General features: G+C 62.7%; 25 protein-coding genes. 11 read left to right on the forward strand and 14 right to left on the reverse strand.

Annotated features, from left to right (window positions below):
* Entirely contained in the window at positions 1-534 is a 534-nt protein-coding gene (locus tag EFB14_RS27685) for a DUF805 domain-containing protein (RefSeq protein WP_126829669.1), read from the reverse strand.
* A gap of 191 nt (positions 535-725) precedes the next feature.
* On the opposite strand from EFB14_RS27685, the gene EFB14_RS27690 reads away from it, so the two are divergent.
* Entirely contained in the window at positions 726-1,577 is an 852-nt protein-coding gene (locus EFB14_RS27690; protein WP_126829670.1) for a YwqG family protein, read from the forward strand.
* An 84-nt stretch (positions 1,578-1,661) separates the two neighbouring features.
* On the opposite strand, the gene EFB14_RS27695 is transcribed toward EFB14_RS27690, so the two are convergent.
* From EFB14_RS27695 to EFB14_RS27705, 3 genes are all read right to left on the reverse strand, one after another.
* The gene (locus EFB14_RS27695) at positions 1,662-2,312 is read right to left on the reverse strand and encodes a glutathione S-transferase family protein (protein ID WP_126829671.1); all 651 of its coding nucleotides are present in this window, start codon (positions 2,310-2,312) and stop codon (positions 1,662-1,664) included.
* Positions 2,313-2,437: 125 nt separating this feature from the next.
* The gene (locus EFB14_RS27700) at positions 2,438-2,794 is read right to left on the reverse strand and encodes a DUF6896 domain-containing protein (RefSeq protein WP_245438318.1); all 357 of its coding nucleotides are present in this window, start codon (positions 2,792-2,794) and stop codon (positions 2,438-2,440) included.
* A 188-nt stretch (positions 2,795-2,982) separates the two neighbouring features.
* Positions 2,983-3,597 (reverse strand): demethoxyubiquinone hydroxylase family protein, encoded by a 615-nt coding sequence (locus EFB14_RS27705; RefSeq protein ID WP_126829672.1) that lies wholly within the window; start codon positions 3,595-3,597, stop codon positions 2,983-2,985.
* A 297-nt stretch (positions 3,598-3,894) separates the two neighbouring features.
* Between EFB14_RS27705 and EFB14_RS27710 the strand changes: the two genes are divergently transcribed.
* On the forward strand, positions 3,895-4,593 hold the full coding sequence (locus tag EFB14_RS27710) for a hypothetical protein (protein ID WP_126829673.1): 699 nt from the start codon (positions 3,895-3,897) through the stop codon (positions 4,591-4,593).
* A gap of 445 nt (positions 4,594-5,038) precedes the next feature.
* On the opposite strand, the gene EFB14_RS27720 is transcribed toward EFB14_RS27710, so the two are convergent.
* The 3 genes from EFB14_RS27720 to EFB14_RS27735 all read right to left on the reverse strand — a co-directional run bounded on the left by EFB14_RS27720 (position 5,039) and on the right by EFB14_RS27735 (position 10,050).
* Entirely contained in the window at positions 5,039-7,045 is a 2,007-nt protein-coding gene (locus EFB14_RS27720; protein WP_126829674.1) for an ABC transporter ATP-binding protein/permease, read from the reverse strand.
* A 371-nt stretch (positions 7,046-7,416) separates the two neighbouring features.
* Positions 7,417-8,565: an alpha-hydroxy acid oxidase gene (locus EFB14_RS27725; RefSeq protein ID WP_126829675.1), complete on the reverse strand. Its 1,149-nt coding sequence runs from the start codon at positions 8,563-8,565 to the stop codon at positions 7,417-7,419.
* Positions 8,566-9,042: 477 nt separating this feature from the next.
* Positions 9,043-10,050, reverse strand: a complete 1,008-nt coding sequence (locus tag EFB14_RS27735) for a carbon-nitrogen hydrolase family protein (protein WP_126829676.1) — start codon at positions 10,048-10,050, stop codon at positions 9,043-9,045.
* 370 nt (positions 10,051-10,420) lie between these two features.
* Between EFB14_RS27735 and EFB14_RS27740 the strand changes: the two genes are divergently transcribed.
* From EFB14_RS27740 to dapB, 3 genes are all read left to right on the forward strand, one after another.
* Positions 10,421-10,636, forward strand: coding sequence for a hypothetical protein (locus EFB14_RS27740; protein WP_126829677.1), 216 nt, complete (start codon positions 10,421-10,423; stop codon positions 10,634-10,636).
* A 17-nt stretch (positions 10,637-10,653) separates the two neighbouring features.
* Positions 10,654-11,019: a hypothetical protein gene (locus tag EFB14_RS27745; protein ID WP_245438319.1), complete on the forward strand. Its 366-nt coding sequence runs from the start codon at positions 10,654-10,656 to the stop codon at positions 11,017-11,019.
* Between the two features lie 120 nt (positions 11,020-11,139).
* Complete coding sequence (gene dapB / locus EFB14_RS27750) at positions 11,140-11,934, forward strand: 4-hydroxy-tetrahydrodipicolinate reductase (RefSeq protein ID WP_126829678.1); 795 nt, start codon at positions 11,140-11,142, stop codon at positions 11,932-11,934.
* Between the two features lie 35 nt (positions 11,935-11,969).
* Here dapB and EFB14_RS27755 read toward each other — a convergent pair whose 3' ends face one another.
* The 4 genes from EFB14_RS27755 to EFB14_RS27775 form a co-directional block, all read right to left on the reverse strand.
* Positions 11,970-12,902 carry an ornithine cyclodeaminase family protein gene (locus tag EFB14_RS27755; protein WP_210302974.1) on the reverse strand — a complete coding sequence of 311 codons (933 nt, stop codon included), beginning with the start codon at positions 12,900-12,902 and terminating at the stop codon, positions 11,970-11,972.
* A 166-nt stretch (positions 12,903-13,068) separates the two neighbouring features.
* Positions 13,069-13,575 carry a GNAT family N-acetyltransferase gene (locus EFB14_RS27760; RefSeq protein ID WP_126829680.1) on the reverse strand — a complete coding sequence of 169 codons (507 nt, stop codon included), beginning with the start codon at positions 13,573-13,575 and terminating at the stop codon, positions 13,069-13,071.
* 413 nt (positions 13,576-13,988) lie between these two features.
* Entirely contained in the window at positions 13,989-14,354 is a 366-nt protein-coding gene (locus EFB14_RS27770) for a hypothetical protein (RefSeq protein WP_245438320.1), read from the reverse strand.
* A gap of 245 nt (positions 14,355-14,599) precedes the next feature.
* A complete protein-coding gene (locus tag EFB14_RS27775) occupies positions 14,600-15,424 on the reverse strand; it encodes a helix-turn-helix transcriptional regulator (protein WP_126829682.1) in 825 nt (274 codons plus the stop codon).
* 97 nt (positions 15,425-15,521) lie between these two features.
* Here EFB14_RS27775 and EFB14_RS27780 point away from each other — a divergent pair, with 97 nt between their 5' ends.
* The 3 genes from EFB14_RS27780 (at position 15,522) to EFB14_RS27790 (ending at position 18,630) form a co-directional block, all read left to right on the forward strand.
* Positions 15,522-16,442, forward strand: coding sequence for a phytanoyl-CoA dioxygenase family protein (locus tag EFB14_RS27780; protein WP_126829683.1), 921 nt, complete (start codon positions 15,522-15,524; stop codon positions 16,440-16,442).
* 172 nt (positions 16,443-16,614) lie between these two features.
* A complete protein-coding gene (locus EFB14_RS27785; RefSeq protein ID WP_126829684.1) occupies positions 16,615-18,018 on the forward strand; it encodes a pyridoxal phosphate-dependent decarboxylase family protein in 1,404 nt (467 codons plus the stop codon).
* Positions 18,019-18,138: 120 nt separating this feature from the next.
* Positions 18,139-18,630 (forward strand): hypothetical protein, encoded by a 492-nt coding sequence (locus EFB14_RS27790; protein WP_126829685.1) that lies wholly within the window; start codon positions 18,139-18,141, stop codon positions 18,628-18,630.
* A gap of 523 nt (positions 18,631-19,153) precedes the next feature.
* Here the strand turns inward: EFB14_RS27790 and EFB14_RS27800 are convergent.
* Positions 19,154-19,576 carry a TIGR02594 family protein gene (locus tag EFB14_RS27800; protein ID WP_125849879.1) on the reverse strand — a complete coding sequence of 141 codons (423 nt, stop codon included), beginning with the start codon at positions 19,574-19,576 and terminating at the stop codon, positions 19,154-19,156.
* Positions 19,577-19,652: 76 nt separating this feature from the next.
* Between EFB14_RS27800 and EFB14_RS33090 the strand changes: the two genes are divergently transcribed.
* A complete protein-coding gene (locus tag EFB14_RS33090; protein WP_164737599.1) occupies positions 19,653-20,033 on the forward strand; it encodes a hypothetical protein in 381 nt (126 codons plus the stop codon).
* A 220-nt stretch (positions 20,034-20,253) separates the two neighbouring features.
* Entirely contained in the window at positions 20,254-20,535 is a 282-nt protein-coding gene (locus EFB14_RS27810) for a nodulation protein (protein ID WP_126829688.1), read from the forward strand.
* Between the two features lie 30 nt (positions 20,536-20,565).
* On the opposite strand, the gene EFB14_RS27815 is transcribed toward EFB14_RS27810, so the two are convergent.
* Positions 20,566-22,026, reverse strand: coding sequence for a right-handed parallel beta-helix repeat-containing protein (locus tag EFB14_RS27815; RefSeq protein ID WP_126829689.1), 1,461 nt, complete (start codon positions 22,024-22,026; stop codon positions 20,566-20,568).
* 345 nt (positions 22,027-22,371) lie between these two features.
* On the opposite strand from EFB14_RS27815, the gene EFB14_RS27820 reads away from it, so the two are divergent.
* Complete coding sequence (locus EFB14_RS27820; RefSeq protein ID WP_126829690.1) at positions 22,372-22,677, forward strand: hypothetical protein; 306 nt, start codon at positions 22,372-22,374, stop codon at positions 22,675-22,677.
* Between the two features lie 382 nt (positions 22,678-23,059).
* Here the strand turns inward: EFB14_RS27820 and EFB14_RS27830 are convergent, their stop codons facing one another.
* Complete coding sequence (locus EFB14_RS27830; RefSeq protein WP_126829692.1) at positions 23,060-24,556, reverse strand: right-handed parallel beta-helix repeat-containing protein; 1,497 nt, start codon at positions 24,554-24,556, stop codon at positions 23,060-23,062.
* Positions 24,557-24,702 lie beyond the last annotated feature (146 nt).

The raw sequence follows: 24,702 nt of genomic DNA on the forward strand, positions 1-24,702 counted from the left end.
TTATAGCCCCCTGCGGCCGAAGGTGGCTCCGTTGCGGCCCGGCAGACGCTGCGCCGGAGAAGCCTCCACCCTGCCCGAACGCATCGGAGCGGGCGGCGCATCGAAGGTCGGATCGGCCGGGACGTGATAATCGCTCGGCACTAAGAGCAGACCGAGGCCATAGGCAATGTTCGCGCCTTTTACCAGCTTCGAGATAAGCTCGGTTGTCGCCCCTTCCGGCATCAGGAACAGGACAAGATATGCAACGGCGTTGATCGCGAGGGACGCAGTGATAAGGATGCGCGGGTCCCAGCCTATGTCTCGTATTCGCGCCGCCTGGATGCTGAGACTCATCCAGAAGGAAGGCAGGGCCGGGATCGCCAGGATAAGGAGCACGGCGCCTGCCCCTATGCCGTGCTTGCTTCCAGGTGCCGACTTCATGATCCAGAAGCCAACGGTGATGATGCAGCCGACGACGAGATATATGAGCACCGACGCGCCCAAATATTGCCGCCTCCTCAAACGCCCGCGAAACGCGAATATTGCATCCAGCATTTGCAACCCCCTGCTCGAAACGGCAACACATCACACAACTTCTTCAAACCTTTGAATCCGATCGATAAAATGCGAGACAATTGCACGCCTCACAGGTCGTGGATGAGTGAGAGCCTTCCGAACCACTACTCACTCTTGCGGGAATTGCTCTAGGATCGGATGCACCACCGGCAGCAACACGGATCGAACACATGCGCTTCTACCGCCCGACATTCGAACTCGCCGCCTTGCAACAGCCGCAGGATCGTCTTGTCTCCAAGCTCGGCGGCCGGCCGTGGGGCTTTCCGCAGGCCCGCTGGCCCGTCTGCCCCGACTGCTTCTATCCCATGAGCATGGTCGCGCAGCTCGCGCATGATCCGCCGGCGATCGATCTCGGTTCGGCGGGCGGCGTGCTGCATCTCTTCTTCTGCGCCAATCTCCTCTGCCTCAGCTACGGCGCCGGCGGATGCGAAGCCGTGATCTTGAGATGCGAGGAAATCGGACACGGCCTGACGGAACAGCCGCCGGATGAGGATGGCAACCAGAGCATCAATGGCGAAGTCTGGATCTCCGGCTGGGAACCGCATGACGATCCCGTGCCGCCGGAGCAGGTCTCCTCCTTTTACGACGATGGCGATCACATGAACCTGCCCGACGACATTGCCCAGCCCTTCGGCTTCGACAGCCGCTGGAACACCAAGGCTGGCGGAGTGCCTTACTGGACCGGCAATGGCGTGACGCTCGACCCATCCAGCATTACCTGCCCGCCTTTCGAGTTCCTCCTGCAGATCCATCAGATGGTCTATATCGACGGTGCTGCGCCTCCCGCCGACGTCGTCGGCTGCACCGTCAGCATCTACAGGGAAATCGCAGGCGAGACCGAATGGGAGCATCATGCTCCCGCCAAGCCGTCTGCCGCCTCATCTCCGATGTCGGTCATCGCAGAACACGGCGCCCTGTCCTATGGCGTCGATGTCGTAAATTTCGGCTCCGACGGCACCGCCTTCGTCTTCATCGACCGCCACTCCGCCCCGCCGGTCGTGCGATGGCACTGGAGCCGCTGAGCGTGAGATGACACGCATGAAATCAAAGGCTTAATCGCATCGCATGAATCAGATTCTCGGCAACGCGAAAACGGCCAACCCTTGTCACTCCGCCGACGCGGCTTTAAACACCGCCAACTGAGCGGCAAAGGCACGCTGGTACGCAGGCCGCGCTTCGCCGCGGGCGAGATAGGCCGAAAGGTTCGGATGTTCCGCCAAGAGCTCCGATCCCTTCAGCCGCAGCAGCACCGAGATTATCTCCAGGTCTCCCGCGCTGAAGGCGCCGTCGAGCCAATCGGCGTCGCCGAGGTGGGCGGAAAGTTCGCTAAGCCGGGTGCGGATGCGTTTTTCGAGCAGAGGAAGCCGCGCGTCGTGCCAGCTCTCGCCGCGCTCGAAAATCCTTGCCATCTCGCGTTCGATGACAACAGGCTCCAAAGTGGCGACCGCGGCAAAGATCCATGCGATCGCCCGCGCCCGGCCGTTGGCATCGCTCGGCAGCAGGCCCGGATAGCGCTCCGCGATATGCAGCACGATCGCCCCGGACTCGAACAAGGCGAGATCGCCTTCCTCATAGGTCGGAATCTGCCCGAAAGGCTGCAGCGCCAGATGCGCGGGCGTCTTCATCGCCTGGAAGGAGAGAAGACGAACCTCGTAAGGCTCGCCCACTTCTTCGAGCGCCCAGCGAACCCGCATGTCGCGCGCGAGCCCCCTGCCGCGATCGGGCGATCGTTCAAAGGCGGTAATGGTAATGGTCATTGTCATTCTCCATAGCTGGTCCCCCTTGAAGACGGCCGGCCAGACGGAATTCCGACATCCATGCCCAATATAGTGCCGGCGGCGGGATCCAGATGGCTCTAAGCGCACATGGCTGCTGGGCCGACCTATTGGGTTCTGCGATTGTGCTCCAATACGGCTCGTTCCGCATCCGCCCGTTGGGTTGTAATGCCCATCGATTCCAGAAACAGCGTGAGCCTCCACCAATCGACTTTCGCGCAATCTCCAAATTGATCATGCATTTCCACAACCAGATGTGGAACAGGTTCCTCTCTCTCGAACCTCAAGCCCACGCCGTGTTTCGCAAACTTCCACCGCTGCCCGTCAACGGCGAGCATTCCTGATCGAGGGAAATTGAGCAGATGCGTAAAGTCATTCGCCTGCGGGTAGCTCTGGCTGAATGCCGAAAGCAGTTGATGCTGAAGGTTCAAGAGCTCATGAATTTTCGACGAGTGAAACGACAATTGCATCTCCAAAGAGGATTTGCAGCTCGCGTCCGACACGGTCGACGAATTGACGGTGTCTCCGCCCCAAATCCACTGCGCGAAGTAGGCAGAACTAACGCGGCCACCGTCAAGGGCACACTCGAGAACTCGTCCCCTTTGAAGACGGCCGGCCAGACGGGAATCCGACACCCATGCCCAAATGGGCGTTATATCTCGCGCGCCATTTCGGCGCGCATCCAGCTCGAATCTCCCCAGGTGGAGAGCCAGATCATCAGGTCGGTCAGGGCGCCGACGACGGGCAGGAACAATGCGCGGCTCAGCCCCCGGCCTTTCTGATTATCTTCGGCTTTCCTCAGATGCGCCAGTTCCTCCTGCTGGATCGAGGCGATCAGGGCATGGAGATCGCGATCGCGCGTCAGAAGGAAAGCCAGCTGGTCCTCCAGATGGCGGTGGACCGTGCTCTCGACGGCTTCGGTGCAGATCCAGATCATGTTGCGCCCGCAAAGCGCCGTCAGGAATCCGAGCACGGCGCCGCCGAGGCTCCAGAACGCCATCACGCGGCAGGGCTTGGCGCGCCTTGCCGGCATCGCCTCGTGAAACAGCCGGCAATGCTCGATCTCGTCCGCGCGCATCTCTTCCAGCGCCGGCACGATCTTCGGAAACAGCCGCCGCGCCACCGCAATCTGGGCGCCGTAGATCCTGATCGCGCCGAACTCGCCGGCATGGTTGACCTTGAGAATGCGGCGGATGGTGACGGAGGGATCACGCGCCACCTGCCTGTTCCCGGGCCTGCCAGACGGTTCTTTTGAAGGATTGTCCATGCCCCTGCCCCCGTTGCCCGTCGTGAAGTAGGCAGGATTGCCGCCGCTCCCGTCAAGGGGCGCTCGGCTCAGGTTTTTCGCCCAACCGGCTTGCGCCGCCGGCCAACGGCCCGCCGGCGAAAAAATCGTTAAGCATTCGGCCTCGTCTAGGACCATAGACCCAGCGGCTCCGGACCATCGCCCGATGTGCGACTCGCGATCTCCGACTAATCTTCGTCTGCTTGAGCGAATGCGGCCCGCGCCGCACCGGGCAAGCCTCGATTATCGAGATTTCATGATCTGGTTCGGAGAAAAACGATGCGCATAGCAATTCTGGCACCCCTCTTTGCCGCGTCGCTGGCTCTTGCCGCAAGCCCGGTAACGATTATCGGGCTCGATGCGGCCGCGCTGGCAAAAGACGGCGGCAATGGTGGCGGAAACGGCGGCGGAAATGGCGGTGGCAACGGCGGCGGTAATGGTGGCGGAAACGGCGGCGGTCACAGCGAAAGCCATGGCGGCGGCAACGGAAACGGCAACAGCAACCAGGGCAACGGCTCCGGCAGCCTCAAATCCCAGGGCGGCGACAAAGGCAAATCCGGCGAGGCCCACGGCAAGTCCGAAAACAACTCCGGCAAATCAGAAAACGCCAAGTCAGGCAAGACTGTCACCACCAAGGAAAAGAACGTCTCAGCCCAGCTTGCCGGCCTGAATTCGCTGAACCGCAATTACAAGGCGCTGATGCACACCTCGGATCCGCGCATGACGGCGATCTCAGCCTATGCGATGGCCTATGCCCGATACGAGATTGCCAACGGAACCGAGCCTTCGCCCGACGATCCGCTGCTCGGAGACGAGGCCCTGGAAGACGCATTGGCCTCCGCCACCAAGTCAGGCGAAATCAGCCCCGCTGCCTTCGACCGGGCCAAGACCATTCTCGGCGTCGGCGATGCAAACGGCAAGATCGACCAGATCCGCGAGTCGCTCGAGAATTCCGCCTCGACGACGACGCAAGAATAGCCGCCCGGCGAAAGCCACCCACGGCATCCTCCTCCCGCGCCTGTGACCCCAAGGCGCGGGACCTTCTTGCGCTTCTCATCCCGGGGCGCGCAGGCCAAGGCCGGAGCCTCGAAGGAAACGCCGCAACGCTGCGCCTAGCATCCACCCCAGCGCCGGCACCCTTCGAGGCCCCTGCAAGGCATTTCAAGACGTTGTGCCGTGTGGCACCCCCCTCTGCCCTGCCGGGCATCTCCCCCACAAGGGTGGAGATCGGCTGGGCGAGATGGCTTACCCAAACAACTGAAGCCCAAACAACTCAACCACTGTGATTATCAATGCCGTTCGAGAGGAAGCGACGGTCAAGCCTCTTGCCAATCTCCACCCTTGTGGGGGAGATGCCCGGCAGGGCAGAGGGGGGGTAACCCCACGGCAGACCTTCTCCTCATCATCCCAAGCCACATCACCATCAATTCCCGTTCCGCGGCCCCTCCACCTTGCTCAACCGCGTCCTACCCCTCGGCAACGCCCGCCCATCCTCCAGAAGCCGCAGCAGCACGTTGCGTTTTCTCTGGCGCGGGACGAGATCGATATCGCTGACGAGCTTTGCGCCGCCTTCGCGCCGCTCCAGAGTGATCTTGCGGCTGTGGAAGGCTTCGAGTTCGGCGCGGTGCGCGACGCTGACGATGGTGACCTTCGGCAATTGCTCGATCACCATCTCCATCATCTTGTCTTGGCTCTTCTCGTCGAGCGCCGAGGTCGCTTCATCGAGCACGATGATATCGGGATTGTGCAGGAGGAGGCGCGCGAAGGCGAGCCGCTGCTTCTCGCCGCCGGACAAGGTCTGATCCCACGGCGCTTCCTCCTCGAGCTTGTCCTTCAGGTAGTCGAGCCCGACCTTGTCGAGCGCCGCCTTGATCTCCTCCAGCGGCCAGCCGTCAGCGGCATTGGGATAGGCGACGGCGCGGCGCAGCGTGCCGGCGGGGATATAGGGCCGCTGCGGCAGCATGAACAATCGCCTGTCGGCGTGGAAATCGACGCTGCCGTGGCCCCAGGGCCAGAGGCCCGCGATGGCGCGCACCAGCGTGCTCTTGCCCGAGCCGGATTCGCCCGCAACCAGCACCCGCTCGCCCGGTTCGATCTCGACCTGCGTCTCCTTGACCACGGCGGTGCCGTCATCCAGCGACACGGCGAGATCGTTGAGGCTCAGCATCGCCTCGCCTTCCGTTTCGCCATGCCGGATGCGCCCCAACGCGTCGCTCTGTTCGGCGCGCTCCAGCCCGTCGAGCGACATCATCAAGGAGGCGACGCGCCGCGCGCAGGCGTTCCAGTCGGCAAGGCGGGGGTAATTATCGACAAGCCATCCGAAGGCGCTTTGCACGATGGCGAAGGCGGAGGCCGCCTGCATGACCTCGCCCAGCGACATGCTGCCTTCAAGAAATTTCGGCGCGCAGAGCAGCACCGGCACGACGGGCGCAATCAGCATCGAGCCATGCGACACGAAGGTCGTGCGCATATGCTGGTGGGCAAGCTGCGCCCATTGCTTCAGCACATTGGAGAATGTCTTGTCGAGGTCGCTGCGCTCCTCCTCCTCGCCGCCAAGAAGCGCGATGCTCTCGCCGTTTTCCCGCACATGCGTCAGCGTATAGCGAAACTCGGCCTCCACCTGGTTCTTGACCTCGGAGACCCGCACGAAATGCCGGCCGATGACGGCGATCGTCGTCGAGGTGATGATGGCGTAAAGCACCGCCGTGACGACGAGAAAGCCTGGAATGGTGACGGACGCCCCGGCGATCGGCAGGGTCAGAGCCCCGCCGATCGTCCACAGCACCACGATGAAGGTCGAAGCGGAGAGAAAGGCGGAGATGACGCCGGCGATGAAATCGACGGGCGCCTCGGTGGCGATCCTCAGATCTTCGGAGATGCGCGCCTCCGGATTCTTGTGATCACCGCCGATGAGGTTCAGCTGATAATACCGGCCGTTTGCGAGCCACCGGGCGATCAGCGCCGTCGCCAGCCACTTGCGCCAGCGCCGCTGGATCATCATGCGGACATAGACCTGGAAGGTGACGAGCGCCACGCTTCCGAGCACCAGCGGCGGGAACACGGCGCCGAAGAAATAGACGGTGCCGGCATCGTGCCGCTCGATGGCGTCGAAAATCCCGCGGTTCCAGAGATTGATGCCGTATTGGAAGCCGACATTCATGCCGATCATAACAAGCAGCCCGATGGAGCACGGCCAGGCGAAGCCGTCACCGCCGCGTCCCCAGTAACCGCGCGCGCTAATCCAGAACCGCTTCAGCAAATATTTCCGGCGCGCCTGCTCGGCCTCCTCGGGCGTCAGGTCCTTGTCGGGTTCGATGGCATCCGGCGGCGGCCCGGCCTCAACAGTCGATGCCTTCGCTTGGCGCGACTTCTCGGCACCTTGCGCATCGGCGCCGTCGACCGATTCCAATTTCGATGTTACGTCGGCCATGTGAGCGACAACGGCTCAGAAATCGAAAGGTTTCACGATGCCGGTGCGGAAGATCGCTTTGGGAGGCTGGTCGGGAAAATAAGGCAGCCGCCGCCCTGCATTCATCGCCCGCCAGCGCGTCATCTGCCTTTCGCTTGCCGCTCAAGGCGTTCGTCGCTCGCGCTTCTCACCCCCCTCATCTGCCCTGCGGGCATCTTCTCCCCGCTGGGACGAAGAGGGAGCAAGCCGCGAGCTTCCTGCCACACCGATGCTTTCAATTAGGGCGAGACGCTGCCACGAGTCCGCTTCTCCCCAGCGGGGAGAAGATGCCGGCAGGCAGATGAGGGGGCTGAGCGGCAAAACCGCTAATGCGCGAAGCGCAAGCAAACCCCTCAGCCGCGAAACCGCAAATTCCGCCGCGTCAGCTGGCTGACCGAGGTGCAGCCCATCAGCTTCATGCCTCGCTCGATCTCGGTGCGCATCGTCTCCAGCGCGCGCTCGACGCCGGGCTGTCCCGCCGCTGCGAGTGGGAAGAGATAGTAGCGGCCGAGCCCGACGGCTTTTGCCCCCAGCGACAAGGCTTTCAGAACATGCGTTCCCCGCTGCACGCCGCCGTCCATCATCACGTCGATCCGGTCGCCCACCGCATCGACAATCTCGGCGAGCTGGTCGAAAGCGCTGCGCGAGCCGTCGAGCTGCCGCCCGCCGTGGTTGGAAAGCACGATGCCGGTGCAGCCGATCTCGACCGCGCGCTTGGCGTCCTCCACCGACATGATGCCCTTCAGGCAGAATTGCCCGCCCCAGGCCTGCACCATCTCGGCGACATCGTTCCACGACATCGAGGGGTCGAGCATCTCGGTGAAGTACCGGCTAATCGACAGCGAGCCGCCGTCCATCTTGACGTGGCTTTCGAGCTGCGGCAGGGCGAAGCGCTCATGCGTCAGCCAGCCGATCGCCCAGGAAGGCTTGATCGCGAATTGCGTCATGCCGGCAAGATTGAGCTTGAAGGGAATGGAAAAGCCGGTGCGCTTGTCGCGCTCGCGGTTGCCGCCGGTGATGCTGTCGACCGTCAGCATCATCGCCTGCACGCCTGCGGTCTTTGCCCGCGCCATCATCTCGCGGTTCAGCCCGCGGTCCTTGTGGAAATAGAACTGATAGACCTGCGGCCCGCTGCTGATCTGCCGCGCCTCCTCCAGGCTGATCGTGCCGAGCGAGGAGACGCCGAACATCGTGCCGTATTTTGCCGCCGCGGCCGCCACCGCCCGCTCCCCCTGGTGATGGAAAAGCCGCTGCAGCGCCGTCGGCGAGCAATAGACCGGCATGGCAAGCTTCTGCCCCATCACCGTCACCGACATATCGACCTCGGCCACCCCGCGCAAAACATCCGGCACCAGATCGCAATTCTCAAAGGCCGCCGTATTGCGCCGATACGTCACCTCGTCATCGGCCGCACCATCGATATAATCGAAGATCGGCCCGGGAAGCCGCCGTTTGGCCATGCGCCGAAAATCATGAAAATTATAGCAGTCCTGAAGGCGCATCTCTTTGCTCGACCCGTTTTGGTTTTCGGGCCGCAACCTAAAGCACGATTCGAAACCTTGCCAAGGCCGGATCGCGCGATTTACGGCCTGTCGGGGAGGATATCGAGCGCCGCTCCCTGCATTCGTCGACCGCCGCCGCACCCGCTCCGCCCTTCGAGGCCCCTCAGGGTGAGGTTCTCTTGGCCGCCATCATCACGCATATCGCAAAAAAGTAGCATCCCGCAGCCCCTCATCCGGCTGCCGCCACCTTCTCCCCGCCTGCGGGGAGAAGGGAATGTGCCGCAACCTCTCCATCCACTTCCGACATCTCGCATGCCACGTCCCCTCTCCCCGCGCGCGGGGAGAGGGTTAGGGTGAGGGGCGATCCGCGGCACCCACCAACGCTCCTCATCCTGAGGTGCGCAGGCCAAAGGCCGGAGCCTCGAAGGACACGCCGCAGCGTTGCTCCTTGCATTGGTCCGCCGCCGGCGCATACGCCTAGAACATATTCCGCCCGTCGCTGCGCGGGTCGCCTTCCACGCGGTGCGGGTCGTAGAGACCGGACCGGGCCTTGCGCCGCCACGACCGGGAGAGATCGCCGGGATTGTCGTCGATATCGGCAAGCGATATCGCGGGCATTCCACCCGCCGCGCATTGCGCCACCCATCGGCCGCCGGGGGCGACGATGCCGGAAGAGGCTGGCTGACCTTCCAATCCGGGATAGGTCAGCATCGAGAAACTGACCCAGTAGCTGTTGGTCGCCGCATGCCCTTGTGCCTCGGCACCGAAGGACGGCTCGTTGGGCGGTGACCCGCCTGTGGTCGAGAACAGCACGCAATGGACATCGAGCCGCTCATATTCGCTGAAGATCTCGGGATAATGGCACTCCATGCCGAGCGAGCAGCCGAAGCGGATGCCGTCGATCTCGAAGGTGACGGGGATCGAACCCGGCGTGTACATGAAGGAGATCTTGGTGTTGGAAAGCAGTCGTTCGTCGTAGCGCGTCACCAGCGCGCCGCGATCGGAGACGACATAGAGGCTGTTGTGCGGCCGGTGCGGCTCGGTCAGCCGGTGCACCGATCCGAATACCACCCACAGCCCGAGTTCGCGCGCGAGGCTGCGCGTCTGATCCAGTTCCTCGCGCAGCACGGCCCATTCGAACCGGCGCCAATCGGAAGGCCCGATCTCCCCAGGGCCGATCGCCGACATGATGCGTTTGTTCGGCGCGCAGGTCGCCCCTTCGGGAAAATGCAGGAGCCGGGCGCCCGCGTCCCGCGCCTGCCGCATCAGCCCGCGCATTTCCCGTCCGCTTTCGCGAAGCCCGGCAACATCGCGGGGATCGTCGTAACATCTGGTCTGCGCCACGGCGAGGCGTAGCCCTTTGGGCTGCGCGTCTTCATCTCTAGTGAAAGCGCGGCGCATGTGCATGAGAGCGGTCGTGTAGGACTCGCCCGTCTTGGCGGCACGGGCGCGCACGCGGCGTTTGAAGTTTCCGTTTTCGGTCATGTCTCGGTCTTTCCTGTCTCGGACGGCATTCCCCGGCAAGCACGTCTGAGACATCAGGACCAAGGTTGACGACCCGAGACGAAAAAGTCCCTTTGCCTCCTGATGAAGACCCTGCCGGGGAGGATCAAAGGAGGTTCGGCGGAAGGTCGCGCCAGACAAAAACATGCCGCCACGACCCCGATTCGTCAATTCCCGGAGGCGGCCGACTGGCGCTGCTGCAACGACCAGCGGCAGCACCGGGTGCACCCGCCCCGCCCGTCGAGGCTCCTGAGACCAACGCATCTGACCGCCGGCAGCGAAATTGAGTGTCCTCCGGCAAAAACTCGTGCGAAACTGCGCCTGCCCGCCACGATCAGGAAAGCCGGACGCCATGCACAAGTTCACCGTATCGATCACCCGGGAGATCGAGGCCGACACCGCCGAGGAGGCCGCCCTGCTTATGTATCAGGAGCTTGCCACAGGCCAGGTTCCCGACCGCTATACGGTCACCGACGAGGCGAAGGTGGCAACGGACGTGAAGCTCGACCGGAACAAGGCGGATGAATTCGCCAGCATCGACCACACCGCCGACCCGGGCAATTGGTAGGACCGGGCGAGCAGAGCATGCTGGAATACGACCCGCATTACCCGACGATCCTGCCCCTCGGCCTCACGCTTATGCTTGTCTTGGCACTCAACATCCTGATCCCGGTTGCTGCCATTTTCCTTGCACGAAGGACCAATCAGCGCAAACGGCGGCTGCTTGCATTCGCATGTCTATGGCTGCTCTTCTCGCCAGTTACCATGATCATTATGGCAACGCCAACGAGGCCGTCAGACGACGAGCTTGGGCCTGCCGTCGTGATGCTTGCACTCCCGATCTTGATGGAAGTGCTGATGTTATTCTTTGTCTACGCCGTCACCCTGCTTTTCCTGTATCCCGGCCGCCTGAGACGACAAAACGGCTCCCCACCACCTTCACCTGCATGAGTTCGGTGGAGGACGATCCGCCCATCGCGGCCAGCAATCCGGCTTTGCACCGGCCCCGAACTGCGATAGTCGCGTCGTTCCATCCGCCACGCAGCAACCGCCGGACCACAAGGACAGACCGTGACCTCACCTCTCAAAATCGCCGTCGCCGGTGCGAATGGCCGCATGGGCCGCGCCATCCAGTCTCTGCTGGCGGCCGATCCCGGTTTTGCGTTTGTAGGCGGCATCGGGCGTCCGGGCTCGGCGGGCGCCGGGCTGATCGATCGTTCGGCCGCGATCGGGGTGGCTGATGTGATCCTGGATTTCACGACGGGCAGTGCGGCGGCCGAACTGGCGGGCCTCTGCGCGGCAGCGGGCGGACCGGCGCTGGTGATCGGGGCGACCGGTTTCGAGCCGGATGAGCTGGAACTGATCGCGGAGGCCGCCGGCAGCATTCCCATCCTGCGCTCCGGCAATTTCTCGATCGGCCTCAACATGCTGATGGGCCTCGTCGCACAAGCCGCGCGCGCCCTTCCCGCTGAGGGTTGGGATATCGAAATCCTCGAAGCCCATCACAACAGGAAGATCGACGCGCCATCCGGCACGGCGCTGATGCTGGGGGAAGCCGCCGCTGCCGGCCGCGGGGTCTCGCTCGCCTCCGTCGAACGGCGCGCCCGGGACGGCATCACCGGCGAGCGCCCGCAAGGCGAAATCGGCTTCGCCGTCCTGCGCGCCGGCGGCATCGTCGGAGAGCACAGCGTCCTCTTCGCCGCCGCCGAGGAGGTCATCACGCTCTCCCACTCCGCCCTCGACCGCGCCATGTTCGCTCGCGGCGCGCTTGCCGCCGCCCGCTGGCTCGCAGGCCGCGCCCCGGGCGAATACAGCATGCGGGATGTTCTGGGTCTGGCGCCCGGCGCCGGCGGACAAGCCGCGTGAATACAGAGGCTTGAAGCGCGTCCTTGAATCAAATTCTACGCAGACGCGCCCAGGACATCGAGAATGGCCGAGGCAACGACGACTTCGGTTCCGGCAAGGCCGACGGAGCAGAACAGCGTCGTATCCTCCGGCGATCCCCGCCCGCCTGCACGGCCTGCCATGATATCGGCGAGATCGGCCATGCGGTGCTCATGGCCGGAGCCTGCGAGAAAAAAGGGCGAGGCGTAGGCGCTGGTCTGTTCCGGGGAGTCGGTTGCGATCACGGCGGCGGCATCGGCGATATCGAGGCCGAGCTCGTATCCGTCGCGCGTTTTCGGCCCGACGGTATTGATATGAACGCCGGGCTTCAAATCGGCGGCATGGATGACGGGCGTTCGGCTCGTCGTCGCTGAGATGACGATGTCGGCGTCGTCAACGGCCTCGCGCGCGCTGCCGACCGGCACCACCTCCAGCCCGAGCGCGCGTTCCATCTCCTCGGCGAAGGCGGCGCGGCGGTTCTCGTTGGGGCTGAAGACGCGGGCGCGCTCCAGTTTCCGAACGGCGGCGGCCGCCGCAAGCTGGCTCCTGGCCTGCGCCCCGCTGCCGAGGATGCCGACGCTCCTTGCATCGGGCGCGCTCAGATGCCGGATGGCGACGCCGCCGATCGCGCCGGTCCTCAGGCTGCCGAGCCGCTCGCCGAGCACGATGCCCTTGAGCCTGGCGTCGTCAACAGACCAGACCGCGACGATCTGATCCGCGCCGCCAAACGTTTCATAGACCCGGAAACCCGCCAGCGGCGTCTCGCCAAGGATGCCGCCGATGGTAAAGACCAGATCGCCCCGATCGCCAAAGGAAACATGATGCCGCGGCGGAGCGATCAGCCGATGGCCAGCCCGGGCCAGAAAAGCCGCCTCGAGCGCCTCGATCGCAACAGCCATCAACCCGCTATCGTTTAGATCTTCGTCCCTCAGGATTTTCGTCACCGCCAAACCTCCGGTTCACGCCGGCATGCTGCAACCCCAACCGCGGTTGAGGTCAAGAGGTGCCGCACCAAGGTTCAAGAGAGCCTCATCCTGAGGTCCCCCGCAGGGGCCTCGAAGGACGAGGCGGGCGCGCCGGCGTTGGATGACTGCAGAACTTTCGAGGCTCCAACCTCTACCCCGTCACACGCCGCGCCATCATCACGTCGTCGATCTCCCTGCCCTCTTCCAGAACCCCGCCGGGGATCCGGCCGATCTCGGCAAAACCCTGGCGCTGATAGAACCGGATCGCCGCCGCATTTTCCGCGCTGACGAAGAGCTCCAGCTGCACAATGCCGGCCGCACGGGCGTGATCGGAAACCGCCTCCAGCAGTCTGCCGGCAAGGCCGGTTCCGCGCAGGTTACTTCTGACATAGACCATGACGATCGTGGCGCGGTGGGCCATCTTGCTCGACCGCTGCCGAAACAGGCCCATGATGCCGACGGGCGCGCCGTCCTGGAATGCGATGAAAACCGGCTCGTTCAGCCGGTTGCGCCACTCCTCGAGAGACAGCACCTCCCAGTCTTCATAGCGGCTCGCAAAGGAGGCCGGCTCGACGCGAAGCGCTTCCAGGCGGATCTGCCGGAAAGCCTCCACCTCGTCCGGCCCGATATGCCTGATCGTCACGCCGCCCGCATCCATCCGATGGCCTCCTCCAATATCGGAAGCCTTGTCATTGCAGGCGGCTCCGGCCAATGCAACCCGGAAGTGATGAGTTCGACTTCGGCCTCTTTGCCCATCGCCTCGCGCCAAGGCTGTGGGTGGATGTGCATGCCGTGGCATACCCCCCTCTGCCCTGCCGGGCATCTCCCCCACAAGGGTGGAGATCGGCAAGAGGTTGAACCATCGCTCCCTCTCTACCGTCTCGAAGTCATTGAATGGCAGTTGGTTGGGGAAACCGGCGCGCCCAGCCGATCTCCACCCTTGTGGGGGAGATTCCCGGCAGGGCAGAGGGGGGTGCCACACGGCAACACCTCTAAATGAAAGAAGAAAGTATCTCGCGCCCACACAAGCCGAAGGCTGGAACCTCGAAGGGCGAGCGAGCGTGCCTCCAGTTACTGCGCCGTAGTTCCCACCCGGCCGCCCTTGCGAACGGTCGGCTCATCGGTTGGCCGGAGATCCCATTGATCGGTGCTGACGGCTGGCGCGTGGGATGAGAACTTGGCGGTTGCCCCAGGCACTGGCTGGCCAGTTGCCCCAGGCGCCGGCTGGTCAGCTACCCCTGGCACCGGCTGGCCGGTTGCCCTGCTCTCCCGTTCGCGGGTTGACCGAACGACCAGCTTGTCCAGCTGATCTGCCGGTTCGACAGCCGCTTGATCGCCAAGCCTTTCCATGTTGAACGGCACGATCTGACGGGTGACAACGAGAAGAAGTATCCCGACCACCGAGCACACCAGCGCATAGAGAATGAAATATTTCAACTCATATCCCTCGCCGACTAACAGAGCTACCTCAACGGCAACGCGAATGATATTTCAGTAATATTGAATGATACTTTGCAAGAAGGCAATAGATTTTAAGACAGGCCAAGAAATTTCAAAATTGGACAGCTGAAATAATATCGTTATTGGCGAAATTTACAAAGCAACTCCCGTGATGCTCGATTTTATCCTGGGGATCGCGGCAAAGGCGAGCGCACCGGGCACGGCTGCGCCGCCTCGACCGCTCAGCTTCTCCGGTGTCGCGCCCGGAATTCGCGGGGGCTGCAGCCTTCGCGGTCGTGAAAGACGCGCGAGAAATAGAAGGCGTCGTCCATGCCGACCATGGCGGCGACGGTTTCGATCTTTTCGTCGGTGGTGACGAGCAGCTGCTTGGCGTGGTCCATGCGCGCCCGAAGCTGGAAGGCCTTGGGCGGCAGGCCCGTTTCGGCCACGAATTTCCGCCGCAGCGTGGCGGGCGACATGCCGTGCCCGGCGGCAAAACCGGCAAGGTCGAGCGGCTGCAGCGCGCAGCCGCGCAGGCTCTCGACGATCTCGCCCATCGCCGCCTCCCTGTCGCGCCGGCCCGCCGCGCCGCCCGCCTGTCTTGCGGCGGCGATCACGATGCGATGCAGCGTCGAAGCCGCCGCGGCCTGGGCGAGATTGGTATCATCGGAAAGATCGGCATGAAGCTGGGCGAAGAGCCGCGTCATCTCCTCGAGGTGGCGCAGCACTACAACGGGATGGCGCTCGGCAATCAGCCGCAGCCGCACGAAATCCCGCGTGAACGAGCCCTCGAACAGCGCCCAGCGCTCGTCCCAGCCCGCTTCGTCGGGCCCATAGGAATGCATTCGGTTCGGAAACAGCCAGAAGAGAGCAGGCCCTGCCATGTGCTGGCGCCCGCCGGCTGCGGTTTCGAGAAACCCCTGCCCGCGCTCCACCAGCACGACCGCGAAACTCGGCAATTTCCGCTCCGTGACCGCAAGGCGCGCATGCTGCCTGCCGCTGCCGGTGACGGCAAGCCCGCCGGCGCTGCCGAGCGGCGACCGATAGAGGGCCTCGGCATCTCTCATGATGAGCGAAAAGTCCAGCTGCGACTTTCCTCCATGGCAGCTATCCCATGTTGTCAGCTAATTGAAGGCAGGTGAAGTCAAGCGAGGGATGGATGAAATGTCAACTGCCCTGAACGCTGAGGCCCGAAGCCCGGAGGTTTCCCTCATCGCGCACGGCAGGACGCTGCCGGCAGAAAGGCTCGGCTGGCTCACGCCGACCGATCCCGCAATCGGCATCGACGCCATCCGCGGCCGCTACGAGGAGAACGGCTATGTCTGGCTGAAGGGCCTTCTGCCGCGGGCCGAGGTGATCGATTTCCGCGGCTGGGTCTTCGCCCGCCTGGCCGAAACCGGCCTCCTCGAGCCGGGCCACGATTTTTCCCTCGGCATATCAGCCGCCGAAGGCGTCGACTGGAACCTCGCCAACCGCAGGCTGATGTCGATCGTCCGCTCCGCGGCCTATGAGGGCTTCTGCGCGCATCCGCATCTCGTGCGCTTCATGGATGCTTTCTTGGGCGGCATTTCCTATCTGCACAAACGCAAGCTGATGCGCTACGTCCAGCCGGGCACGCCGATGGCGACACCCGCGCATTACGATCTCGTCTATCTCCGCGGCGGCACCAGCCGGCTCGTCACCGCCTGGATCCCGGTCGGCGACATCCCCGCCGAAATGGGCGGCCTCGTCTATCTCGAAGGCTCGCACGCGCTCGGCCGCGGCATGGAGGCCGAATTCCGCGCCCGCAGCGGCGATCTCTCCCCGGAGGAGCGCATCAGCGCCTATAACAGCCACATGGCCGAAGGCGGCTGGGTCTCGAAGGATCTCCCCGCCATGGCCGAACGCTTCGACAGGCGCTGGCTCGCCGCCGATTACGAGGCGGGCGACGTCGTGCTCCACTCCCCCTACATGATCCACGCCTCCACCACCAACCAGGACCGCGCCCGCCGCCTGCGCCTCTCCACCGACATCCGCTACCAGAACGTCGACGACGAAATCGACGCCCGCTGGAGCAACCATTGGAGCCTGGGGGATATGCTGTAGCGGCTGCTCGCCATTCTCGAAAAAGCGCGACCACCGCTGCCGCCGCCCGCCCGATCGCCCGCCTCCGTTTGAGCCCTTCAATCCTCCTGTGAAAAGCTCTAAGCTGCCTGCGCCGGCAGCTTGCTTGGAGGCGGTCCTTGGGACCGGCGGGTGCGCGGCGCGGGGGGAGCGAATGTCGGCAATCGCATCTCTGTTTCAGGAAGCCGCCCGGCTTGCGGCCGGGTTTCGTGAGAGCGCCCCTGCCCGTCATGTGCCCCGGCATGATTATGCCGCTTGCCTCGCCGCTTTCGACGACCCGCTGCCGGCAGCCGGCGCCGATATGGCCGATGTCATCAGGCAGCTTGCCGAAAGCGCCGAGCCCGGGCTGCATCTCACCACAGGTCCGCGCTTCTTCGGCTGGGTCATCGGCGGCTCCCATCCGGTCGGCGTCGCCGCCGATTTCCTGACCAGCGCCTGGGGGCAGAATGCCGGAAACCATGTCGTCGCCCCGGCCGCTGCCGCCGTCGAAACCGTCGCGGCGAGATGGCTTCTCGACATATTGAAGCTGCCGGCCGAAAGCTCCGTCGGCTTCGTCACCGGTGCGACGGTCGCAAACTTCACCTGCCTTGCCGCCGCCCGCGGCGAGGTGTTGCGCAAAGCCGGCTGGGATGCCGATGCCAGGGGCCTGTTCGGCGCACCCGAGATTACCGTGCTGATCGGCGACGACGCCCACACGACCGTCTTCTCCGCGCTGCAATTCCTGGGCCTCGGCCACGACCGCGTGCTGCGCCTGCCGACCGACCGGGTGGGCCGCATCGATCCGGCCGCTCTGCCCGGCGCGCTTGCCGCGGTCACCGGTCCTTGTATCGCCATCCTCCAGGCCGGACAGATCAATACCGGCGCTTTCGACGATTTTCTCCGCATCATCCCGGCGCTGAAGGAAAAAGGCGCCTGGGTGCATATCGACGGTGCCTTCGGCCTCTGGGCGCAGGCATCCGGGAATTTCAGCCATCTCAGCCGCGGCGTCGAGGCGGCCGACAGCTGGGCGACCGACGGCCACAAATGGCTGCAGACGCCCTATGACTGCGGCTATGCGATCGTGCGCGACGAGCTCGCCCACCGCCGCGCTATGACGATCGCCGCGAGCTACCTGCCGCTTGCGACTGAGGGCGAGCGCGACCCCTCCCATTACGTGCCGGAGCTTTCCAGGCGCGCCCGCGGTTTCGCCACCTGGGCAATGCTGAAACATCTCGGCCGCAACGGCATTGCCGCCCTCATCGACCAATGCTGCGCCTCCGCCCACGTGCTCGCCGAGCATCTTGCGCGCGAACCCGGCATCACCATCTTGAACGACGTCACGCTGAACCAGCTCATCCTCCGCTTCGCCACCGGCCGCCCGGACGACGAAAGCGACGCGATCACCCGCAAGACCATCGAAAAGATCCGCGAAGACGCCACCCTCTTCGCCGGTGGCGCCAAATGGCACGGCCGCGAGGTCCTGCGCCTCTCCGTCACCAATTTCCAGACGACCGCGGACGAGGCGCGGCTGGCGGCGGACAGCATCATCACCGCCTTCCGAAGCGTCAGCAGCGGCTGACGTTCTCCTGGCAATATCGACTCTTGACACTCCCCCGAGCAAAGCTACGGTCCTCTCTTCAGGATTGCGGGATTTAGGCCAGCAGTCCCTCGCCTCGCTTCACGCTCCAATGGTTTTCCAATGTCACGATACCTGCCGGCAATTGCCGCTCTTCTCGCCCTGACCCCGACCTTTGCTCACGCCAGCGAGGCGCGGGCAAAGACCTCTCGCCTCGCGACGGACAACTGCTCGGAAATCGGCAGCTCGATGGTATCAAACGCGCCGGCAAGCCCGGCATATGGAGCCACCGAGCTGCAATGCGGCCAGCAACTGGTCCTGAGGCTTGAGCGTGAGACGGGCCGCGTTGGGAACAACCCTGTCTGGACCCCGGTCGATCAAATCGTCATGACAAAGCCGACGCCCCGCCACGAGCTCCTCGGGCCGGGCTATTGCTCCTCTAGTCAATTTCCCGACGATGCCACCATCGTCGCGCTCGGCACGATGGCGGAGCAGGCGGATGGCTCCTATGGATCGGAGAATGTGGTCGCAGCCTGGAGGTTCGATCTCAAGCGAGAAAAGATGGTGGCCATCCCCGTTAACGGCGTGCTCTGCGCGGTGGACGGGGGCGATTGACGGAAGGCGTTGCGCGCTTCCCCAAGTTCCCTCATTCCTGTGCTCGTCACAGGAATCCAGCCACGGCGCGTCCGCGCCGTGAATGAAGCAATCGTTCGAAAGAAAGAGTCTTTCGCGCCCAAGGACTTGGGCGCACTGGATTCCTGTGACAGGCACAGGAATGAGGGAGCTTGGGGACCATCTGCCTGACAGTAGTGGCCCCAGGCGGCTTCCATGACCGTCCTGCAAGCTCCATGCGCAGGTCCGTTCCTTTTCGAAAGCACGAGCGAGCAAGCAGATCGCGTTCGAGAGATATTGAAGCCAAGCTCCAAACGAGTGCCGTGAACGCCACAGAGGTTTGGAAGGACGTTTTTAAGGAGGCCCAACATTTTTAAAAACGCGAAATAAGATCGGCGGCAGACCTCGGCTGCATCCATTTTTTAAAATGTTGACCTCTCTTAAAAACCTCCTTGTCAATCTTAAGAGATTGGATTCATTGAAATTCAGTGGCAGGGATGTTTTTAAGGGAGCAGAATTGCGGGCTTTATCGTCGAACGGCGACGACGGAGCTGGCGCGGTAGCGTGACAGCTGGACCCGGTTCGATTGGTTGCCGCCGAAGAGGTAGACGTATTGGCGCCGCTGGTCGAAATGATCGAACAGGCTGACGTGGAAGCGCCTGCCGCTGCGGATCACCACCACGTCTCCGCGCTGGGCGGAGCGGGCGAAGACCGGCCTGCCGAAGCTCATCCAGGACCGCGCCATGTTCGGATTGTCAGGCGGTTCGCGGGAGGATCGCTTAGCGACAAAGGCCAGGAACGCCCCGCACCATGAGGTGCGCCTCGGATTGACGCTGAGGAAGGAGATGGAGCGTTCATGCATGCTTTTGTACCGGGACGCCGTGCCGAACATGTCTGCCTCACAGGGCACGGCAAGGGCCGTGAGGACGATGACGAGAATAACCCTCATAGTTTCTCACCATTGTTTTCAAGATCATGATGATCTCAATTGTGACGAAGATTAAAATGCGGGCGGAAAGGTAGAGATGAATCATGGCGTCAATGAGAAACAATTTATTCGGGTATTTCTGCAGGTAAGCCTGAAAGCAGAACTTGGCGCAAAGGCATTGCTGGCCAGCCGGCAGATGCGGCGAACACGGCAAAACGCCCTGCCATGCGGGGATGTAGACGCAACCTCTCGCCTGCCCCATATTTCCAGCGATCGCTCTGAATACTTGGACGGCAACGGCAATACATTGCGCTCGCTTCGGAGACGAGACGGCGGCCGCAATTGTTGCCCCGAAAGAGCACAGCCCCACACCGCCACGGAGGTTTGGAAGGACGTTTTTAAGGAGACCCAACATTTTCAAAAAAGCACCGGAAACCGGTCGCAAAGGCCGCTCTCCACCCATTTTTTAAAATGTTGACCTCTCTTAAAAACCTCTTTGTCAATCTTAAATCATTGGATTCATTGGAATTCAGTGGCAAGGAGGTTTTTAAGAAAGGGTTTTTGGAGATTTTTCGGCATTGCCCGGCACCGTGAAAAACGCGCGCGGCCGCACCGCCAATTCGCATCCGGCATGAAACCGGAGGCGAGATTCCTGCGTACTGCCTTCAACGGCAACAAAGGCAGCAAGGGATGATGGCATGGTCAGGAAAGAAAGCGTCGCCCCTCTCGCCGGACATGCCGCCGAACGGGGGCTGGCCAGGCTGATGATGCGGCTGCCCGCAACGCGGGCAACGATCAGGGCGGCCGCGGCAGACGACCCCGATCTCCGCGAATTGTGCGGCGCCTATGGCGAAGCCTGCACCGTGCTCGATCGCATGCGCAGGGATGCGTCGGCAGATCCGGCGATCGTCGCCGAATACGAGATCATCTGCAGGGAAATCGAAGCCGAGGTCATGCAGACCCTGCTCGGCGACCGGTAAGACATACGCTCCCGGCCGCCGCAGTAACCTTTAATGCAGCACGCCGTCCGGATGGCCGGGGATGCCGGCCGCATCCGCGTCGCCATGATGCGAAGCCCCGTCGGCGATCTCAAGATGATGGGACTCGCCGAGACCTCCCTTGTCTGCAAAGAGATCGGCGAAATCGACCGCCGCGCCGTGATCGCCGCCCTTAGGCGTCGGTTCGTGCCTGTCGAAGACGTCGTGGCCGAAGTGGCGAAGCTGCAGGGTTTCGCCGAATATGCTGTCGTCAAAAAGGGTGGCGTGACCGGCCTTTTCCAGCGCGATCTTGTCGGGCGAGGCTTTCAGGCCGTCATGGGCCGTCGTCGTTAGGTCGGCGGTGACGTGCACCGTCTCCCCGGCGGCCTGGAGGTCAAGGCTCGCAAGGTGAAGCTGGGCATCTTCGAAGGTCGTATTGTTGCTGACGGGGAAAGTGCCCGCGGCGATGATCGCTGGGGATATGCTGTAGGGCGTCACGTCGCTTGCGATGGCATTGTCGTGGAAGGCGCCGGATGCGGGCCTGTCGACCTTCAGTGCGGCCTGCGTCAGGTCGTCGAAGGTGTTGTTGTGCACATCGATATTCTCTCTGACGTAGCTGGTGGTGCCGGCCGAGCTGACCGACACGCCCCAGACGCCGCCATGGATGTAGTTGCCCGAGATGTCGTAGTCGCGCGTATCGCCGGAATCGCCGAGACCGATGCCATAGGACCAGCTGTAGCCGCCATATCCCGAAATGTCGTTGTTGTGGATTGTGATGTTGGTGCCCGCCTGTGCGCTGATGCCGAAGCCGCCGCCGGTGAGCACATTGTCCTCGATCACGGCATTCACCGGCCGGATCAGCGTCAGCACGCCCTTCGGCGTGGTGGCACCCGTCTGGTCGAGATGATTGCCAGAGATGTAGATGTTGCTGCTGTCGTTTATCTGGATGGCGTCGGCCGCAGTGCCATGGGCATTGGTGACGGTGTTGTTGACGAGGGTGACGCCGTTGATCTTCTCGATCCACATGCCGTCGCCGTTGACGTCGTTGATCGTGGTGTTTTCGATGGTGATGTTGGAGCCGGTCCGGAAGGTGACGGAACCGCTCCTCGACAAGCCGGTGTGATCGATCTCGACGTTGCGCACCGTCCAGTTCGAAACGGTGCCGCCGTAGATCGCCGCGCCCTCGGTATCGGAGATCTTGATGTTCTCGATGATGATGTTCGTAGCATAGAGGCTGTGAATGCCGTCGCCGGGGCTATGGATCACGGGCGCATCGCCGATCCCGTAGCTGCCGATGGTGATGGGCGCGCTGACAGTGCCGGAATATTTGAGATCGAACTGCTCGTTGAACACGCTGCCGGCGGCCAGCAGCACGGTGTCGCCCGGCTGCAGCTTCAAGGCCTCCACCGCGGAGAAGCTCGCAAAAGGCGCGTCCACGCTCGTTCCGCCGTTGGAATTGGAGCCGGTTGCCGAATTCACATAGTAGATTGTCATGGCGCCTGTTTCTTCTATTGCGCAGCGCTCAGGGGTCGGCTGCGTCGAATCCATTGGATGCGGCGGTGGTCAGGGGACATTTCGAAAGGCCCTTGGATGCGCTGCCGTCATGGCAGCCGAGAGGCCCACGGGGCCGGCCTCCATCCCGAGAAAACGCCAGGCGGTGACGTCATTCTCGATAACTGCAACCTACACGAAAAGAAAATTCGAATCAACGACTCATGGGGGAGTGGAGCATTGCGTACCGATCTGCGCCGACACTTTTACAGATCACACCACGTCGCTAACTCGACCCACGCAACTGGTCCTGTAGAATAAGAGAAGTCTGGCAAAGAGGACACCGAATTGAAGAAGGTTACTACCCTCCGATTTTTATTCGCCACAGTCGCCGTGACACTCTCCGACGCTCTCGCAGGTTATGCGTTATTCGGCGACGCAAGAATTTCCGACCATCACGGAGCAGTTCTACTATCGGTAATTCTAGCAGTGGCAATAATTTCGACAGTAATTTTAGGGTTTATGTCCTTTCTCTCTTTCGCCACAGAGATTTTTATAAATGCATCCGGTGGAAAATTTATCAGAGAGAAAACAGGCAGCCCTTTTCACTATCTGCTGTGGGACGAGCTGAAGGAAAGGATCGAGAAGGAATAAATTGGCCTTCGATATTCAGCATCTGCCATATTGGGGACTGTTGCGTAACCGGCATTGAAGCTTACGTGACGAGGTCGCGGTCCGTAGCGCCCCTCATCCGGCTGCCGCCACCGACCGGGGTCGAGCCACGTGTCTCGACCCGTCCTTCGGACCCCCGCTTGCGGGGCGAAGGGGATACGCCGCAAGCTCTCGGTCCCCAGCCCACCTCTCGCAAGGCACGTCCCCTCGCCCCGTTTACGGGGAGAGGGTTAGGGTGAGGGGCAACCGCGGCATACCCATCAGCCCTCATCCTGATGTGCGATCCGCAGGATCGCCTCAAAGGATCATCGTGAAGACGCGCACCTCTCAGGCCGACGCCGGAGAGGTGCCGGGCAAAATACCCTCAGCTCAGCAAGCTATCCAGATGGACGAACACCGTCAGCATATCGGTGTCGCTGTGATGCCCGGTTGCGTCGGTGATCCCGTAGCTGAAGTTCTCGCTCACATGTCCGCTATGCCCATCGGGGAGCTTCGTTTCATCGAGCGTGTAGGCATAGCTGCCGTCTCTCTCGACGTGGATGTCGCCGTAATCCCCGCTCAGCGTCAGGCCGTGCTTGCCGACGGTTTCGTTTCCGAAGCGGCGAAGCGCCAGGGTGCCGTCATCCGAGCTGTCGTTTTCGAGAAGATTGCCGTGGTGGGGAGCACCGTTATCGCTCAGGATCTTCAGGTTGTCATGGACGGCGACAACAGCGGGATCGGCGGGCGCATCCGTCGCCGCAGTGGTCTTTACATCGGCGGCCGCAAGCGTCGTCGCCTCGACATTGGCGACGATATGGTTGTTGCTGACGGTGAAGGTGTGCGCGTCGATGATGGCGGGCGATATGCTGGTGGCCGTGGTGCCGCTCTCGACGGTATTGTCGTGAAAGGAGCCGGATGCGGGCCTGTCGACCTTCAGTGCGGCCCCCGAAAGGTCGTCGAAGGTGTTGTTGTGGACGTTGATGTTTGTGCGGGCATAGCTCGGGCTGCCGATCGGGGCGGTCACAACAACGCCCCATGCGCCGTCATGGATGTGGTTGCCCGAAATATCGTAGTCTCTCGCATTGCCCGTCTCGCCGAGAGCGACGGCAAACGACCAGCTGTAGCCGTGAAATCCCGATATGTCGTTGCCGCGGATGGCGACGGTCTTGCCCGCCTGCGCGCTGATGCCGAAGCCGCCGCCGGTGAGCACGTTGTCTTCGACCACGGCATTCACCGGCCGGATCAGCGTCAGCACGCCCTTGGGACTATTGGCATTCGTCTGGTCGATATGATTGCCGTGGATCAGGATATTGCTGCTGTCGTTCATCTGCACGCCATCGGCCAAAGGACCGTGGCTGTTCGTGATGGTATTGTTGAGAAGCTTGACGCCGTTGATCTTTTCGATCCAGACGCCGTCACCATGGACGCCCGATATCTTGCTGTTTTCGATGGTGATGTTCTCGCCGGTCCGGAAGGTGACGGAACCCGATTTGCCCGACACACCTGATTTGTCGACCTCGACGTTGCGCACCGTCCAGTTCGAGACGTTGCCGCCATAGATGGCCGCGCCGCCGGCATTTGAGATCTTGATGTTCTCGATAACAATATTCGTGGCATAAAGGCTGTGAATGCCGTCGCCGGCGCTGTGGATCACGGGTGCGGCCCCCGTGCCGTAACTGCCGAACTTGATCGGCGCGCCCTGGGCGCCGGAAAATTTGATGTCGAGCTGCTCGTTGAACACGCTCCCCTTGGCAAGGAGCACGCTGTCGCCCGGTTTCAGTTGCAAGGATTCCACCTTGGACAAAGTCGCAAAAGCCGATTTCAGGCCCGTTCCGGTGTTGTCGTCGGAGCCAGTCGCTGAGTTCACATAGTAGATTGTCATATCGCCATGTTGCCCTGTTCGTCGGATCGCTATGTCGCCACGCGAATCGACTGGGAGTCGGCCGATCCGACGCGGCGGGCGCAACCCGCCACGGCAAGAAGGCGATAAGATGGTGTCAATGAGGCAGCGTGCCGGTTCGCGGGACT

Source organism: Rhizobium fabae (assembly GCF_003985135.1).
GTDB lineage: Bacteria > Pseudomonadota > Alphaproteobacteria > Rhizobiales > Rhizobiaceae > Rhizobium > Rhizobium pisi.

Bases quoted from the DNA above. Each gene is read 5' to 3' on its own strand.
- EFB14_RS27800 (WP_125849879.1), bottom strand. From the start codon at position 19,576: ATGAGGGTTATTCTCGTCATCGTCCTCACGGCCCTTGCCGTGCCCTGT.
- EFB14_RS27760 (WP_126829680.1), bottom strand. From the start codon at position 13,575: ATGGATGCGGGCGGCGTGACGATCAGGCATATCGGGCCGGACGAGGTG.
- EFB14_RS27720 (WP_126829674.1), bottom strand. From the start codon at position 7,045: ATGGCCGACGTAACATCGAAATTGGAATCGGTCGACGGCGCCGATGCG.
- EFB14_RS33090 (WP_164737599.1), top strand. From the start codon at position 19,653: ATGAATCATGGCGTCAATGAGAAACAATTTATTCGGGTATTTCTGCAG.
- EFB14_RS27785 (WP_126829684.1), top strand. From the start codon at position 16,615: ATGTCGGCAATCGCATCTCTGTTTCAGGAAGCCGCCCGGCTTGCGGCC.
- EFB14_RS27685 (WP_126829669.1), bottom strand. From the start codon at position 534: ATGCTGGATGCAATATTCGCGTTTCGCGGGCGTTTGAGGAGGCGGCAA.
- EFB14_RS27725 (WP_126829675.1), bottom strand. From the start codon at position 8,565: ATGCGCCTTCAGGACTGCTATAATTTTCATGATTTTCGGCGCATGGCC.
- EFB14_RS27790 (WP_126829685.1), top strand. From the start codon at position 18,139: ATGTCACGATACCTGCCGGCAATTGCCGCTCTTCTCGCCCTGACCCCG.
- EFB14_RS27780 (WP_126829683.1), top strand. From the start codon at position 15,522: ATGTCAACTGCCCTGAACGCTGAGGCCCGAAGCCCGGAGGTTTCCCTC.
- EFB14_RS27810 (WP_126829688.1), top strand. From the start codon at position 20,254: ATGGTCAGGAAAGAAAGCGTCGCCCCTCTCGCCGGACATGCCGCCGAA.
- EFB14_RS27815 (WP_126829689.1), bottom strand. From the start codon at position 22,026: ATGACAATCTACTATGTGAATTCGGCAACCGGCTCCAATTCCAACGGC.
- EFB14_RS27710 (WP_126829673.1), top strand. From the start codon at position 3,895: ATGCGCATAGCAATTCTGGCACCCCTCTTTGCCGCGTCGCTGGCTCTT.
- EFB14_RS27745 (WP_245438319.1), top strand. From the start codon at position 10,654: ATGCTGGAATACGACCCGCATTACCCGACGATCCTGCCCCTCGGCCTC.
- EFB14_RS27740 (WP_126829677.1), top strand. From the start codon at position 10,421: ATGCACAAGTTCACCGTATCGATCACCCGGGAGATCGAGGCCGACACC.
- EFB14_RS27705 (WP_126829672.1), bottom strand. From the start codon at position 3,597: ATGGACAATCCTTCAAAAGAACCGTCTGGCAGGCCCGGGAACAGGCAG.
- EFB14_RS27830 (WP_126829692.1), bottom strand. From the start codon at position 24,556: ATGACAATCTACTATGTGAACTCAGCGACTGGCTCCGACGACAACACC.
- EFB14_RS27695 (WP_126829671.1), bottom strand. From the start codon at position 2,312: ATGACCATTACCATTACCGCCTTTGAACGATCGCCCGATCGCGGCAGG.
- EFB14_RS27775 (WP_126829682.1), bottom strand. From the start codon at position 15,424: ATGAGAGATGCCGAGGCCCTCTATCGGTCGCCGCTCGGCAGCGCCGGC.
- EFB14_RS27690 (WP_126829670.1), top strand. From the start codon at position 726: ATGCGCTTCTACCGCCCGACATTCGAACTCGCCGCCTTGCAACAGCCG.
- EFB14_RS27735 (WP_126829676.1), bottom strand. From the start codon at position 10,050: ATGACCGAAAACGGAAACTTCAAACGCCGCGTGCGCGCCCGTGCCGCC.